This window comes from Pseudomonas sp. Z2-11 (assembly GCF_054161305.1).
Map to the genome: position 1 here is coordinate 2,334,142 of NZ_CP096395.1, position 13,990 is coordinate 2,348,131.

Annotated in this window: 12 protein-coding genes and 1 pseudogene; all 13 read left to right on the forward strand. The window is 63.7% G+C overall.

Annotated features, from left to right (window positions below; translation table 11 throughout):
* The first annotated feature begins 58 nt into the window (after window positions 1-58).
* The 13 genes and pseudogenes from cobW (at window position 59) to M1E16_RS10640 (ending at window position 13,961) form a co-directional block, all read left to right on the forward strand.
* Entirely contained in the window at window positions 59-1,123 is a 1,065-nt protein-coding gene (gene cobW / locus M1E16_RS10580; protein ID WP_305495327.1) for a cobalamin biosynthesis protein CobW, read from the forward strand.
* 3 nt (window positions 1,124-1,126) lie between these two features.
* Complete coding sequence (gene cobN / locus M1E16_RS10585) at window positions 1,127-4,900, forward strand: cobaltochelatase subunit CobN (RefSeq protein ID WP_458129845.1); 3,774 nt, start codon at window positions 1,127-1,129, stop codon at window positions 4,898-4,900.
* A 179-nt stretch (window positions 4,901-5,079) separates the two neighbouring features.
* On the forward strand, window positions 5,080-6,087 hold the full coding sequence (locus M1E16_RS10590; protein ID WP_458129846.1) for an ATP-binding protein: 1,008 nt from the start codon (window positions 5,080-5,082) through the stop codon (window positions 6,085-6,087).
* A gap of 20 nt (window positions 6,088-6,107) precedes the next feature.
* A complete protein-coding gene (locus tag M1E16_RS10595; RefSeq protein WP_458129847.1) occupies window positions 6,108-6,746 on the forward strand; it encodes a vWA domain-containing protein in 639 nt (212 codons plus the stop codon).
* 200 nt (window positions 6,747-6,946) lie between these two features.
* A complete protein-coding gene (locus M1E16_RS10600) occupies window positions 6,947-8,593 on the forward strand; it encodes a phospholipase D-like domain-containing protein (protein WP_458129848.1) in 1,647 nt (548 codons plus the stop codon).
* A 64-nt stretch (window positions 8,594-8,657) separates the two neighbouring features.
* Window positions 8,658-8,840 (forward strand): annotated as a pseudogene (locus M1E16_RS10605) (type II toxin-antitoxin system Phd/YefM family antitoxin); the annotation flags it as partial.
* Between the two features lie 46 nt (window positions 8,841-8,886).
* Window positions 8,887-9,228, forward strand: coding sequence for a YdcA family protein (locus M1E16_RS10610; protein ID WP_458129849.1), 342 nt, complete (start codon window positions 8,887-8,889; stop codon window positions 9,226-9,228).
* Between the two features lie 368 nt (window positions 9,229-9,596).
* Window positions 9,597-10,445: a transporter substrate-binding domain-containing protein gene (locus M1E16_RS10615; RefSeq protein ID WP_434568888.1), complete on the forward strand. Its 849-nt coding sequence runs from the start codon at window positions 9,597-9,599 to the stop codon at window positions 10,443-10,445.
* Between the two features lie 54 nt (window positions 10,446-10,499).
* A complete protein-coding gene (locus M1E16_RS10620; RefSeq protein WP_434568887.1) occupies window positions 10,500-11,162 on the forward strand; it encodes an amino acid ABC transporter permease in 663 nt (220 codons plus the stop codon).
* A 9-nt stretch (window positions 11,163-11,171) separates the two neighbouring features.
* Window positions 11,172-11,834, forward strand: coding sequence for an amino acid ABC transporter permease (locus M1E16_RS10625; RefSeq protein ID WP_434568886.1), 663 nt, complete (start codon window positions 11,172-11,174; stop codon window positions 11,832-11,834).
* Window positions 11,831-12,619, forward strand: coding sequence for an amino acid ABC transporter ATP-binding protein (locus M1E16_RS10630; protein ID WP_305495315.1), 789 nt, complete (start codon window positions 11,831-11,833; stop codon window positions 12,617-12,619). Before M1E16_RS10625 ends, M1E16_RS10630 begins: the two co-directional genes overlap by 4 nt.
* Before the next feature lie 23 nt (window positions 12,620-12,642).
* The gene (locus M1E16_RS10635; RefSeq protein ID WP_434603969.1) at window positions 12,643-13,032 is read left to right on the forward strand and encodes a RidA family protein; all 390 of its coding nucleotides are present in this window, start codon (window positions 12,643-12,645) and stop codon (window positions 13,030-13,032) included.
* 164 nt (window positions 13,033-13,196) lie between these two features.
* Window positions 13,197-13,961 (forward strand): IclR family transcriptional regulator, encoded by a 765-nt coding sequence (locus tag M1E16_RS10640; RefSeq protein ID WP_458129850.1) that lies wholly within the window; start codon window positions 13,197-13,199, stop codon window positions 13,959-13,961.
* Window positions 13,962-13,990: the final 29 nt, after the last annotated feature.

The window sequence follows — 13,990 nt, forward strand, 5'->3', positions numbered from 1 at the left end:
CGCGTCTGTGCCAGCGGTTGTCGTCCCGTTTGCCCGCCACCTTGCCAAAGGGCATCCGATGAAAACACTGGCCAAACTCCCCGTCACCATCGTCACCGGTTTCCTCGGCTCGGGTAAGACCACCTTGCTGCGGCACATGCTCGACAACGCCCAGGGCCGGCGCATCGCGGTGATCGTCAACGAATTCGGCGAGCTCGGTATCGACGGTGAGATTCTCAAGCAGTGCTCCATCGGTTGCACCGAAGAAGAAGCCAACGGCCGGGTCTACGAATTGGCCAACGGTTGCCTGTGCTGCACCGTGCAGGAAGAGTTTTTTCCGGTGATGCGCGAACTGGTGGCCCGTCGCGGCGACCTCGACCACATCCTCATCGAAACCTCTGGCCTGGCCCTGCCCAAGCCCTTGGTCCAGGCCTTCCAGTGGCCGGAAATCCGCAGCGCCTGCACGGTCGATGCGGTGATTACCGTGGTCGACAGCCCGGCCGTGGCCGCCGGTACTTTTGCCGCGTTCCCCGACCAGGTCGATGCCCAGCGCAAACTGGACCCGAACCTGGATCACGAATCGCCGCTGCACGAGCTGTTCGCCGATCAACTGGCGAGCGCCGACCTGGTGATCCTCAACAAGGCCGACCTGATCAGCCCTGAAGACCTGGCAAAAGTCCGCCTGGAAGTCGCCGAAGAATTGCCGCCAGCGGTCAAGGTCATCGAAGCCAGCAGCGGTCGCCTGCCGCTGGACGTGCTGATCGGCCTGGGCGCCGGCTCCGAAGAGCACATCGACAGTCGCCACAGCCACCACGATCACCACCATGACGGTGATGATGACGACCACGATCATGACGCCTTCGACTCGATCTCCCTCGAACTGCCCCAGGCCGATGAAAGCCTGCTGCTGGACGCGCTGACGCAACTGGTGATCCAGCATGACGTGCTGCGGGTCAAGGGTTTCGCGGCGATCCCGAACAAGCCGATGCGCTTGTTGATTCAGGGCGTCGGCACGCGCTTCGACAAGCACTTCGACCGCCAGTGGGGCGCCGACGAAGCGCGGGTGACGCGGCTGGTGCTGATCGGCCAGGCGCTGGATGCCGGGCTGCTTGAAGCGCAGCTGCGCGCCGCCCTCAGCGTCTAAGCCATGCACCTGCTCAGGACCCAGCCCGGCGGTTTTGTGTCGGATGACAACATCGCCGACCTCGGACAAACCCCCGCCGAGCTGGTGATCCTGTGCAGCGGCGATTCCAGCCTGGCGCTGCTGGCCGAAGCGGCGGGGCAGTTGCCGGACGACTACCCGCAGTTTCGCCTCGCCAACCCGATGCAGGTGCAGAACCACGCCTCGGTGGACCTGTATGTCGACGACGTACTGCGCCACGCCAAGGTCATCCTGTTGTCGCTGCACGGTGGCATCGGCTATTGGCGCTACGGCATCGAGCGCCTGATGGAACTGGCCGCGCGCGGCGTGAAGCTGATCCTGGTGCCGGGGGATGATCGCCCCGACCCGGAGCTCAGCGACCTGAGCAACGTAGCGTTCGAGGATCGCGACCGGCTCTGGCAGTTCTTGCGCCAGGGCGGATTGGCCAATGCCCTGAACCTTTTCAATCACCTCGGCAGCCAATGGTTTGCGCGCGATTATCCGTGGGCCGAACCGGAGCCCTTGCCGCGCACAGCGATCTACCACCCCGAACAAACCCACGCGACCCTCGATCATTGGCAAACCGACTGGCGCGCCGACGAACCGGTGGCGGCGGTGTTGTTCTATCGTTCACACCTGCAAGCGGCGAACACTGCTTTCATCGACGTATTCTGCCAGCGCCTGCAAGCGGCGGGGCTCAATCCGCTGCCAATTGCCGTGGCCAGCCTCAAGGAGCCAGGTTGTCTGGCACAGGTGGAAGATTGGTTGGACGAGGCAGCGGCGGGGGTGATTCTAAACACCACCGGCTTCGCCCAATCCAGCCCTGAAGCACCGCATCTGCGGCCGTTTCGCCGCGACATCCCGGTGATCCAGGCGATCTGCGCGCAGGACAATGAGCCCGGCTGGCGTGCCAGCGAACAAGGCCTGGGGCCACGCGACCTGGCGATGCACATCGCCCTGCCGGAACTGGATGGACGGATCATCAGCCGGCCCATCAGTTTCAAGGACCTGGCCTGGCGCAGCGAGCGCAGCCAGAGCGATGTGGTCTGCTACCGGGCGGTGCCCGAGCGCATGGATTTCGTTGCCGAGCTGGCCCGGCGCTGGACGGCGCTGGCGCGTCTGCCCAACCGCGAAAAGCGCGTGGCGCTGATTCTCGCCAACTACCCGACTCGTGATGGGCGCATCGGCAACGGTGTCGGCCTGGACACGCCGGCGGCGGCGCTGAATATCCTCCGCGCCCTGCAGGCCGAGGGCTATCCGCTGTCGGCCGAGCTGCCGGCCAGCGGCACCGCGTTGATCCAGCAATTGCTCGGCGGCGTCAGCAACGATCTCGACAGCCTGGATTTGCGACCGTGTCATCAAAGCCTGGCCCTGGACGCCTATCAAGCCATGTTCGACGCGCTACCCGAGGCCAATCGCGACGCGGTATTGGCCCGTTGGGGCGCGCCCGAGCAGGACCCCATGTTCCGCCAAGGTCGGCTGATGGTCGCCGGCTTGCGCCTGGGCCTGACGTTTATCGGCATCCAGCCGGCGCGCGGTTATCAAGTCGACCCGAGCGCGGTGTACCACGACCCGGACCTGGTGCCGCCCCACGGTTACCTGGCGTTCTACTTCTGGTTGCGCCACACCTACGGCGCCCATGCAGTGATTCACGTCGGTAAGCACGGCAATCTCGAATGGCTGCCGGGCAAGGGCGTCGGGCTCTCGGAAAATTGCTGGCCGGACGCGCTGCTCGGACCGCTGCCGAACATCTACCCGTTCATCGTCAATGACCCGGGCGAGGGCGCCCAGGCCAAGCGACGCACCCAGGCGGTAATCATCGATCACTTGATGCCGCCGCTGACCCGGGCCGAAACCTACGGGCCGCTGCGCAACCTCGAACTGCTCGCGGACGAATACTACGAGGCGCAACTGCTCGACCCGCGCCGCGCCCGGGAGCTGCAACGGGATATTCTCAGCCTGGTGCGCGAGACCCACATCGACCGCGAACTGCAACTCGACGCCGCTCTCGACAGCGACGCCGACGCGGCGATCTGGCTGCCACGCCTGGACACCTACCTGTGCGACCTGAAGGAGTCGCAGATTCGCGACGGCCTGCATATCTTCGGCGAGTCGCCTGGCGGACGGTTGCGTATCGACACCTTGCTGGCGTTGCTGCGTATTCCCCGTGGCGACGGCAAGGGTGCGCAGTCGAGCCTGTTGCGGGCCTTGGCGAAGGCGTTCGGGCTGGGGTTCGATCCGCTCGATTGTGCCTTGGCCGAGCCTTGGACCGGGACGCGACCCGAGGCCCTGGGCGAGGTCAGCGCCGAGCCTTGGCGCAGCGTCGGCGACACCCGCGAGCGCCTGGAGCTGTTCGCCGCGCGGTTGATCGAACAGGCCCTGGAAGGTCCGGTCAAGCAGCTCGACGCGCCGGGCTGGGACGCGGTGGGCTGCATCATCGAACACCTGCGCTGCGTCGTCGCGCCGCGTCTCGACGCCTGTGGCCCGGCGGAAATGCGCGGCTTGCTTGATGCCCTGGGTGGACGCTTCGTGCCGGCCGGCCCCAGCGGTGCGCCGAGTCGTGGACGCCTGGATGTGCTGCCGACCGGACGCAATTTTTTCTCCGTCGACGTGCGCAACCTGCCCACCACCACGGCGTGGCGCATCGGCTTCCAATCGGCCAACCTGATCCTCGAACGGCACTTGCAGGACCACGGCGATCACCTGCGCCAGCTCGGTCTGTCGGTGTGGGGCACCGCGACCATGCGCACCGGTGGTGATGACATTGCCCAGGCCATGGCGCTGATGGGCGTGCGCCCGGTGTGGGCCACGGGCAGCCAGCGCGTCGACGATTTCGAAATCCTGCCGTTGAGCCTGCTGGACCGGCCCCGGGTCGATGTGACGCTGCGGGTCTCGGGGTTCTTCCGGGACGCCTTCGCCAACCTGATCCGCCTGTTCGATGCGGCGGTGCAGGCCGTTGCGGCCCTCGATGAGCCGGACGACATGAACCCGCTGGCGGCGAAGGTCCGCAGCGAGCGCGAAGCCTTGCGGCAAGCCGGACTGCCGTTGGAAGACGCGACACGCCAGGCCGGCTGGCGGATCTTCGGCGCCAAGCCCGGCGCCTATGGCGCGGGCGTGCAGGGCGCTGTTGACGGACGTCTCTGGCAGAGCCGCGAGGACCTGGCCGAGGTGTACCTCAACTGGGGCGGCTACGCCTACGGCGCCGTTGATGAAGGCACCGCCGCGCGGGCTCAGTTCAGCCGGCGCCTGAGTCAGGTGCAAGCGGTGTTGCAGAACCAGGACAACCGCGAGCACGACCTGCTCGATTCCAACGATTACTACCAGTTCCAGGGCGGCATGCTCGCCGCCGTCGAAACCCTGAGTGGCCAAGCCGCTGCCAGTTACCACGGCGATCACAGCCAGCCGGACTTGCCGAAAATCCGCACCCTGAAGGAAGAACTCAACCGGGTCATCCGCTCCCGCGCGGCCAATCCGAAGTGGATCGACGGCGTCAAGCGCCACGGTTACAAGGGCGCGTTCGAACTGGCGGCGACGGTGGACAACCTGTTTGCCTTCGACGCTACCACGCAGTTGATCGATGATCACCAGTACGCCTTGCTGGCCGATGCCTACCTGCTCGATCCGGATACCCGGGACTTCGTCCGCCAGCACAACCCCGACGCCCTGCGGGACATGACCGAGCGAATGCTCGAAGCCCAGCAGCGGGGGATGTGGCAGGAACCGGGCGACTATCGCGAGGCGCTGGAGAATCTGTTGCTGGATATCGAAGAAGATGACTGATTTGCCGATGACTGCCGGGCTTTTGTGGCGAGGGAGCTTGCTCCCGCTCGGCTGCGCAGCAGTCGTCATCCGTCATCCAGAAAAACGCCGAGACCTCAGGTTGTTGGGGCTGCTGCGCAGCCCAGCGGGAGCAAGCTCCCTCGCCACGGGGACGTTTTTACATCCATGAGACATTCAACATGACCGACACCGCCCATTTTCCCCTCTCCGCCGTGGTCGGCGCCGATGCGCTGAAACTGGCCCTGTGCCTGGCGGCGATCGATCCGAAGATCGGCGGTGTGCTGATCGAAGGTCCACGGGGGATGGCCAAGTCCACGCTGGCCCGGGGCCTGGCGGATCTGCTGGCAAGCGGTCAGTTCGTGACCTTGCCACTGGGCGCCACCGAAGAGCGGCTGGTGGGCACTCTCGACCTGAATGCCGCACTTGGGGAAGGGCGCGCGCAATTTTCCCCCGGCGTGCTGGCCAAGGCCGACGGTGGCGTGCTGTATGTCGATGAGGTGAACCTGTTGCCGGATCACCTGGTGGATCTGCTGTTGGACGTCGCCGCCAGCGGCACCAACCTGATCGAGCGCGACGGCATTTCCCACCGGCATCCGGCGCGTTTCGTGCTGATCGGCACCATGAACCCGGAGGAGGGCGAACTGCGTCCGCAATTGCTCGATCGTTTCGGCCTGAACGTGGCGCTTGACGGACACACGGCACCTGCCGAGCGCGGGCAGATCATTCGGCGGCGGCTGGATTTCGACAGCGATCCGGCGGCGTTCTGCGCCGAGTGGGAAACCGCCCAACGACAGTTGCGTGAACGCTGCCAACAGGCGCGCGCGCGGTTGGCCGGGATCCCATTGGATGACACGGCGCTGGAGCAGATTACCGAGCGTTGCTTCGCCGCTGGGGTCGATGGCTTGCGCGCCGATCTTGTCTGGTTGCGGGCCGCCCGCGCTCATGCTGCCTGGCGTGGCGCGGACACCATCGCGGCCGAAGACATCGACGCCGTCGCCGAGTTTGCCTTGCGCCATCGGCGCCGCGACCCTGCGACCCAGGCGCCCGCGCCGTCCCAGGCACCGCCGCCGCGCCCGAATGAAGCGAGCGAGTCCGGCGAAGGCCAGGGCCAATGGGGTGACCTGCCGGCCCGCGCGCTGCCGACCGGTGCCCGGCGTGACGTGCCGAGCTGGCCAAAAAAGCCCTAGGCATTCGCCCCCGGTCGCCCGTGGGGGCGAATGCCAGACCCCGCCCGGGACGGCTCGACCAGGGCCGCCAAGGCCACGGCAAAGCGGCCGCCAGCGGCGCGGTGGATTGGCCGGGCACGTTGCTCAAGGGACATCCACGCCTGCTGGCCGATTTGCGTTTCAAATGGCGGCAGCGTTCCGCCCATGAGCTGTGGCTGGTGATCGTCGATGCGTCGGCCTCGACCCGTCGCCATCGCGCCTTGAGTGACGGCAAGGGCCTGCTGGCCCAACTGTTCGATGACGCCTACCGACAACGTGCACGGTTGGCGCTGTTGACGGCCAGCGGCGTCGCCCCGACGTGGCAAGTGCAGGGGCTCAAGGCCTCCACTGGCCTGGGCGCTTGGCTCTACGCGCTGGGCGCCGGCGGCGGCACGCCGTTGCTGGCGGCGCTGGACGAGGCACAGCGCTGGCTCATGATTCGGCGCAAGCGCTACCCGGCGGAGCAGCAGCGGGTGTTGCTGATGACCGATGGACGAGTCAAGGACGGGCTGGGCGTGCCGCCTCTCGAATGCCCGTGCCTGCTGATCGACATCGAGCGCGGGCCGATTCGCCTGGGCCGGGCGCGGCAACTGGCGGAGCAGTTGGGCGCTGAGTATCGGCATATCGATGAAGCGCACTGACTGAACTTTGCGGTGTAACGGCAGGCCCCTTCGCGAGCAGGCTCGCTCCCACAGGGTGACGGGGCTTGCACTGGTTATGTGTCCACAGCGAAACCAATGTGGGAGCGAGCCTGCTCGCGAAGGCATCACCTCGGTCCCGGACCTCTATGTTCAATCTGCATCACTGCTCTATGCTCAGGCAGTCTCCACAGGAGTGAACCATGCGCGTACTGGTCACCAACGCGAAGGACGATTTCCGGGTCAAGGCCTATGCCGGCACCAACGGCGTGTTGCTCGCCATGGACCTGGCCGAGCCCCGGCGCAAAGGGCTGCTGGGTTTTGCCATCGAGAAACAGCAGGGCGCCAAGCCCTGGCTGTTCCTGTTCAACAGCCTGACGTTCCCCGACAAGGCCCACACCTTTCCCCAGTTCCATGCCACGCCCAGCGACAAGGCGCCCTTGCAGAAATTTCGCTGGGCCGATTACGCCGTCAACCCTGGCGTGACGATTCATTACCGCGTGCACCTGGCCTACGGCAGCGCCGATGCGCCGCAACTGGGCGAATCCCTCGAAGTGAGCGTGACCAGCGATGACGGCCAGCCGGCCAACCAGCGGGTCATCTTCAATCGCGCGGTGGCCGCCAGCCAGGCGTTCCAGCGCAAGTTTCCCGAACTGGACGCACTCATTGACGCCAACAAGAACCTGTCCATCGACGACTGGCCCGACGCGCCGCGGCGCTGGCTGGAAAACGGCTTGCTGGGACGCCTGACCGGGTTCATCGATCGGGCGCTCGATGCCAGCTGGGCGCTGGACGTCGCCATTTATGAGTACGAATTACCGGTGATCGTCGGTGCGGTGAACGCTGCCCATGCCCGTGGTGCACGGGTCAGGGTGCTCTACCACGCCGAACCGGGGGGTGACGGTACGCTGCGCAACGAAGCCAGCCTGGAAAAACTGCCAGCGGCGAACAAGCGTGGGCGGGTCACCCACAATATCTTCCACGACAAGTTCATCGTGTTGAGCAAAGTCGAAGGCAACGCGTCGCTGAAACCCGAGGCGGTGCTGTGCGGCAGCACCAATTTCACCGCCAATGGCATCTACCGCCAGGCCAATGTCATTCATGTGCTGGACGACCCGCGCATCAGCGCCAGTTACCTTCAGGTCTTCGAGCAGATCTGGGCCACACCGGAGGATGTCGATGCCACGCGCCAATGGCTGACCCGCAACAACCCCATGGATGCAGACGAGAAACTGTTCGCCGGTTTCTCGCCGCGTACCGGGCAGGGCGATCTGGATCGCTTCGTCGACATCATCGACGGTGCGCGCAAGGACCTGCTGTTCGTCACGGCGTTTGCCTTGCCCGACCGGATCCTCGATGCCTTGCTCGGCCAACCCAATGACGACGTGCTGCGCTACGGCCTGCAAAATACCACCAGCCGCATCAGCGGTTTTCACGCCGACCGCACCGCCGAATTCGCCGCCACCGCGCTGCTCAATACTGGCCTGGAAGGTTGGCTCAGGGAAAACATGAAAGGCCAGAAAGGCAACCTGCTGGTGCATACCAAAGCGGTGGTCACCGATTTCACCAGCGATGCGCCGACCATTATCAGCGGCAGCCATAATCTCAGCATCGCGGCGAGCAACGACAACGACGAGAACTACCTCATCATCCAGGGCGACACCGACCTGGCCGACCGCTACGGGCTCGAACTGCTGCGTTTCTACGAGCATTACCGCTTTCGCTACTTCGCGAAAAAACTCGCCCTCAAGCAGGTCAAGCCGCTGGCGGTGGATGACAGCTGGAGCGACGACTATTACCGCGAGGGGGATCTGCGGATGTTGTCCAGGGTGAGGTTTTGCGGGCGTTGAGCAGTAGCGAGAGCCGGTTTGGAGTGCTATTTTTAGCACCATTAAAAGTGCTCGAGGATATCTCATGACCCATATCGTGCTTTCTCAAGTGGTAGCCAGCATCTCCGAACTCAAGAAAAACCCCATGGGCACCGTTGCTGCAGGCGGAGGACTATCTGTAGCGATCCTCAATCGTAACGAGCCGGCTTTTTACTGTGTCCCTGCCAAAGAGTATGAAGCCATGATGGAGCGGCTTGAGGACATCGAACGACCCCAGTGCTAGCATAGGGCCATCTATCAGCCTGGAAGCTGTCATGAAGCGCTGTCACGGAAAGTTCTTTCTGCTTCGCACCGGTGTCGCGGTCCTGTTGTTGGCCCTGGGCACTTCGGCCATCGCTGCCAACCAGCCGTGTTCCGGACGCAAGGGCGGCATTGCCGGATGTGACGGCGATACGTTCCTGTGCAACGACGGCTCCATCAGTGCTTCGAAAAGGTCCTGTTCCGCTGTGCTGGGGCTTCGCAATGAGGCTCGCCCGCAATCGCTGCTCAAGTCATCAGACGGCTGCCAATGCGGCAGCGGCAATTATTGCGTCGGTCCCCGGGGCGGGGTCTATTGCCTCACACCCGGCGGCAGCAAGAGTTACAAGCGTAAATAGACCGACTCCTTCCCAAGGCGCCGCAAATCCAAGTGGGAGCGAGCCTGCTCGCGAAAGCGTCAGGTCAGTCGGCATCGTTGTCGGCTGAAACACCGCCATCGCGAGCAGGCTCGCTCCCCCAAGGCTAGCCACCCGCAGCAGCACCGATTTGGGGCCTCGCTACCCGCATCCGTGGCCAACGGTAGCAACCACGCAGCGACCCGCCGGGGTGCCCTCTGGCGTTGTATTTTTCCATCTCGTTGATTTTCCTCACATTCCATTTTTCCCACCCATGCACATCAAGCCTGTGGCACACTTTCTGCTGTCTATTCCGTTGTTACATACCATGTTCCGGTATAGCGGAATAAACTCATCCTGGAGTGCTTGCCATGCAATGCCGACCTTCCTTGTTCAAAGCGTGTGTTTTTCTCTTCGCGGCCACGACGGCTGCCATGGGTGTCGCTCAGGCGGCCGACAGCAAGCTGGACAGCGTGCTGCAACGCGGGAAATTGATCGTGGGCACGGGCAGCACCAATGCGCCGTGGCACTTCCAGGGAGCGGATGGCAAGTTGCAGGGGTTCGATATCGATATCGCGCGGATCGTCGCCAAGGGTTTGTTCAATGACCCGGAAAAAGTCGAGTTCGTGGTGCAGTCTTCCGATGCACGGATTCCCAACCTGCTGACCGACAAGGTCGACATGAGCTGCCAGTTCATTACGGTCACCGCCAGCCGAGCCCAACAGGTGGCATTTACCTTGCCGTACTACCGCGAAGGGGTAGGCCTGCTACTGCCGGCCAACAGCAAATTCAAGGAAATCGAAGACCTCAAGGCTGCCGGCGATGACGTCACCGTGGCGGTGCTGCAGAACGTCTACGCCGAAGAGCTTGTGCACCAGGCGCTGCCCCAGGCCAAGGTCGACCAGTACGACAGCGTCGACCTGATGTATCAGGCGGTGAACTCCGGCCGTGCCGATGCCGCTGCCACCGACCAGTCCTCGGTCAAATACCTGATGGTGCAGAACCCCGGTCGCTACCGCAGCCCGGCCTACGCCTGGAGTCCGCAAACCTATGCCTGCGCGGTCAAGCGCGGCGACCAGGACTGGTTGAACTTCGTCAACACTGCGCTGCATGAAGCCATGACCGGTGTGGAATTCCCGACCTACGCTGCGTCGTTCAAGCAGTGGTTCGGCGTCGAGCTGCCATCGCCGGCCATCGGTTTTCCCGTTGAATACAAATGACCCAGTGAGCCCGGGGCGCCAGCGTTGGGCGCCCCGTCGAAGGTACTGCCGACCATGAATTATCAGTTGAACTTTGCCGCCGTCTGGCGCGATTTCGACACGCTGCTGGCGGGGCTTGGCCTGGGGCTTTCCCTCGCGCTGGTGTCGATCGCCATCGGTTGTGTGATCGGCCTGCTGCTGGCGTTCGCGCTGTTGAGCAAGCACCGCGTACTGCGGTTGTTGGCCTCGGTGTATGTCACGGTGATCCGCAATACGCCGATCCTTGTGCTGATCCTGCTGATCTACTTCGCCTTGCCGAGCCTGGGTATTCGCCTGGACAAGCTGCCGTCGTTCGTCATCACGCTTTCGCTGTACGCCGGGGCCTACCTCACCGAAGTGTTCCGTGGCGGCCTGGTGAGTATTCACAAAGGGCAGCGGGAGGCAGGTCTGGCGATCGGCCTGGGCGAATGGCAGGTAAAGGCCTACGTCACCGTGCCGGTGATGCTGCGCAACGTGCTGCCGGCGTTGTCCAACAACTTCATTTCGCTGTTCAAGGACACCTCGCTGGCGGCGGCGATTGCCGTGCCGGAGCTGACCTACTATGCCCGCAAGATCAACGTGGAAAGCTACCGGGTGATTGAAACCTGGCTGGTCACCACGGCCCTGTATGTCGCGGCCTGTTACCTCATCGCCATGTTGCTGCGTTACTTCGAGCAGCGCCTGGCGATCCGCCGTTAGGAGCGTTCCATGTACCAATCACCTAGTTGGTTGCAGGAGTTGTGGGTCGCCCGGGAGACTTTGTGGGCCGGTTTCCTGACCAGCGTGCAATGTTCGGCCCTGGCGATTGTGTTGGGCACCTTGATCGGCGTCGTCGCCGGGTTGGCGCTGACTTATGGCCGGGTCTGGATGCGCGCGCCGTTTCGTTTCTACGTCGACCTGATTCGCGGTACGCCGGTATTTGTGCTGGTACTGGCCTGCTTCTACATGGCCCCGGCCCTGGGTTGGCAGATCGGTGCGTTCGAGGCTGGCGTCCTCGGATTGACGCTGTTCTGCGGCTCCCACGTGGCCGAGATCGTGCGCGGTGCCTTGCAGGCCTTGCCGCGTGGGCAAATGGAGGCGAGCCAGGCCATCGGCCTGACGTTTTTCCAGTCGCTCGGTTATGTGCTGTTGCCCCAGGCCTTGCGGCAGATCCTGCCGACCTGGGTGAACTCCTCCACCGAGATCGTCAAGGCCTCGACGCTGCTGTCGGTGATCGGTGTCGCCGAACTGCTGCTCAGCACCCAGCAGATCATCGCCCGGACCTTCATGACCCTGGAGTTCTACCTGTTCGCCGGTTTTCTCTTTTTCATCATCAACTACGCCATCGAATTGCTCGGGCGGCACATTGAAAAGCGGGTGGCCTTGCCATGACTGACGTTTCCCTTTCAAACGCGCAACCGCTGCTGGACATTCGCGGCCTGCGCAAACAATACGGCCCGCTGGAAGTGCTCAAGGGCGTGGACCTGAGCATGCAGCGCGGCAACGTGGTGACGCTGATCGGCTCCAGTGGCTCGGGCAAGACCACGCTGCTGCGTTGCGTCAACATGCTCGAAGAATTCCAGGGCGGGCGGATCGTGCTCGACGGCGAGTCCATCGGCTATGACGAGGTGGACGGCAAGCGCGTGCGTCACGCCGAAAAAGTCATCGCCCGGCACCGGGCCATGACCGGGATGGCCTTCCAGCAATTCAACCTGTTCCCGCATCTGAGCGCTTTACAGAACGTCACCCTGGGCCTGCTCAAAGTGAAAAAACTGCCGAAGGACGAAGCGGTGGCCCTAGCCGAGAAATGGCTGCAGCGGGTCGGCCTGCTGGAACGGCGCGATCACTTTCCCGGTCAGTTGTCCGGCGGCCAGCAGCAGCGCGTGGCGATTGCCCGGGCGATCGCGATGAACCCCAGCCTGATGTTGTTCGACGAAGTGACCTCGGCCCTGGATCCGGAGCTGGTCGGCGAGGTGCTGAACGTGATCAAGGGCCTGGCCGAAGACGGCATGACCATGCTGCTGGTGACCCACGAAATGCGCTTTGCCTTCGAGGTCTCCGACAAGATCGTTTTCATGAACCAGGGCCGCATCGAAGAGCAGGGGCCGCCGAAGGAATTGTTCGAGCGCCCTCAATCGCCGCGCCTGGCGGAATTTCTCAAGAACACCCGTTTTTAAGTCCATCCAATAAGGAGTAACTCATGAGCATTACGCGCTATGGCACCGGCAGCACCGCGGGCGGCGGGCAGCCGCGGCCCTTCGCTCGCGCCGTGGAGGCCGATGGCTGGTTGCACGTGTCCGGCCAGGTGCCCGCGGTGAATGGCGAGATCGTCGCTGGCGGCATCGTCGAGCAGACGCACCAGACCATGAAGAACCTGATCGCCATTCTCGAAGAGGCCGGCTATGGCCTGGAAGATGTTGTGCGTTGCGGCGTCTGGCTGGATGACCCGCGGGATTTCTGGAGTTTCAACAAGGTCTTCGGCGAATACTTCAGCCCCGAACACGCCCCGGCTCGGGCCTGTGTGCAGGCGAGCATGATGGTTGACTGCAAGGTCGAGATCGATTGCATCGCCTACAAGAAAAAGGCCTGAACACGATATTCTGGCGAGGCCACTTTCCGTGGCGAGGGAGCTTGCTCCCGCTGGCCTGCGCAGCAGGCCCATTTTTACGACTGCTGCGCAGCCGAGCGGGAGCAAGCTCCCTCGCCACAAGGGTTTTTTGCCCGATGAAAATTGAGATCTCAGGAACCGCAGACATGACCGAAGACACCATCAAACGCCGGGCCCGGGGATTGGATCGGGCGTTCGATATCCTCGATTTCCTCAAGGAAATCGGCCAGCCGCTGCGCCCGAACGATATTGCCAGCGGCATCGGCAGCCCCAAGTCCACGGTCTACGAACTGGTGGCGTCGCTGCTCGAGCGGCGCATTCTCGAGCCGGTCGGCAAGGACGGCCACGTCTACCTGGGGCGGCAGTTGTATTTTCTCGGGCAGGCGCACCTGCGGCATTTCGACCTCAGCCGCGAGGCCGACCAGGCCTTGCAGGAGATCGTCCGCCAGACCCGCGAAACCGCGCAGATGTGCCTGCTCAACGGGCGCAAATACACCGTCGCGCTGATGAAGGAAGGCGAGCGGCACTTTCGCATTTCCTCGGACATCGGTGAGAACGCGCCGATCCCCTGGACCGCGTCCGGGCGCCTGCTGCTGGCGCATCTGAGCGACCAGCAGATCGTCGACCTGATCGACCCCGACGACTTCATCCTGCCGGGCGGCGAGCGTTTGCCCCTGGAGCAGTTTCTCAAGGAAATCCGCCAGGCCGGTGTCGATGGATTTTTCTCCTTCGACAGTGTGGCCGACACCTTCACGCATTGCTTCGCCGCGCCGGTCAGAGACCCCAGTGGCGTGGCCATCGCGACGCTGTGCATCGTCGCCCCGAGGGCTGACGCCAAGAACAATTATGCCGACTACCGCCGGGTGCTGATCGAGAGCGCCAACAACCTGGCCCGTCGCATCAACGAATAGACAGCCGCGGCTGTATGAGGAGTTTGAAC

Excerpts from the sequence above, each read along its gene's own strand:
- M1E16_RS10590 (WP_458129846.1), top strand. The coding sequence starts at position 5,080 with ATGACCGACACCGCCCATTTTCCCCTCTCCGCCGTGGTCGGCGCCGAT.
- M1E16_RS10620 (WP_434568887.1), top strand. The coding sequence starts at position 10,500 with ATGAATTATCAGTTGAACTTTGCCGCCGTCTGGCGCGATTTCGACACG.
- M1E16_RS10610 (WP_458129849.1), top strand. The coding sequence starts at position 8,887 with ATGAAGCGCTGTCACGGAAAGTTCTTTCTGCTTCGCACCGGTGTCGCG.
- cobN (WP_458129845.1), top strand. The coding sequence starts at position 1,127 with ATGCACCTGCTCAGGACCCAGCCCGGCGGTTTTGTGTCGGATGACAAC.
- M1E16_RS10600 (WP_458129848.1), top strand. The coding sequence starts at position 6,947 with ATGCGCGTACTGGTCACCAACGCGAAGGACGATTTCCGGGTCAAGGCC.
- M1E16_RS10630 (WP_305495315.1), top strand. The coding sequence starts at position 11,831 with ATGACTGACGTTTCCCTTTCAAACGCGCAACCGCTGCTGGACATTCGC.
- cobW (WP_305495327.1), top strand. The coding sequence starts at position 59 with ATGAAAACACTGGCCAAACTCCCCGTCACCATCGTCACCGGTTTCCTC.
- M1E16_RS10615 (WP_434568888.1), top strand. The coding sequence starts at position 9,597 with ATGCAATGCCGACCTTCCTTGTTCAAAGCGTGTGTTTTTCTCTTCGCG.
- M1E16_RS10635 (WP_434603969.1), top strand. The coding sequence starts at position 12,643 with ATGAGCATTACGCGCTATGGCACCGGCAGCACCGCGGGCGGCGGGCAG.
- M1E16_RS10625 (WP_434568886.1), top strand. The coding sequence starts at position 11,172 with ATGTACCAATCACCTAGTTGGTTGCAGGAGTTGTGGGTCGCCCGGGAG.
- M1E16_RS10640 (WP_458129850.1), top strand. The coding sequence starts at position 13,197 with ATGACCGAAGACACCATCAAACGCCGGGCCCGGGGATTGGATCGGGCG.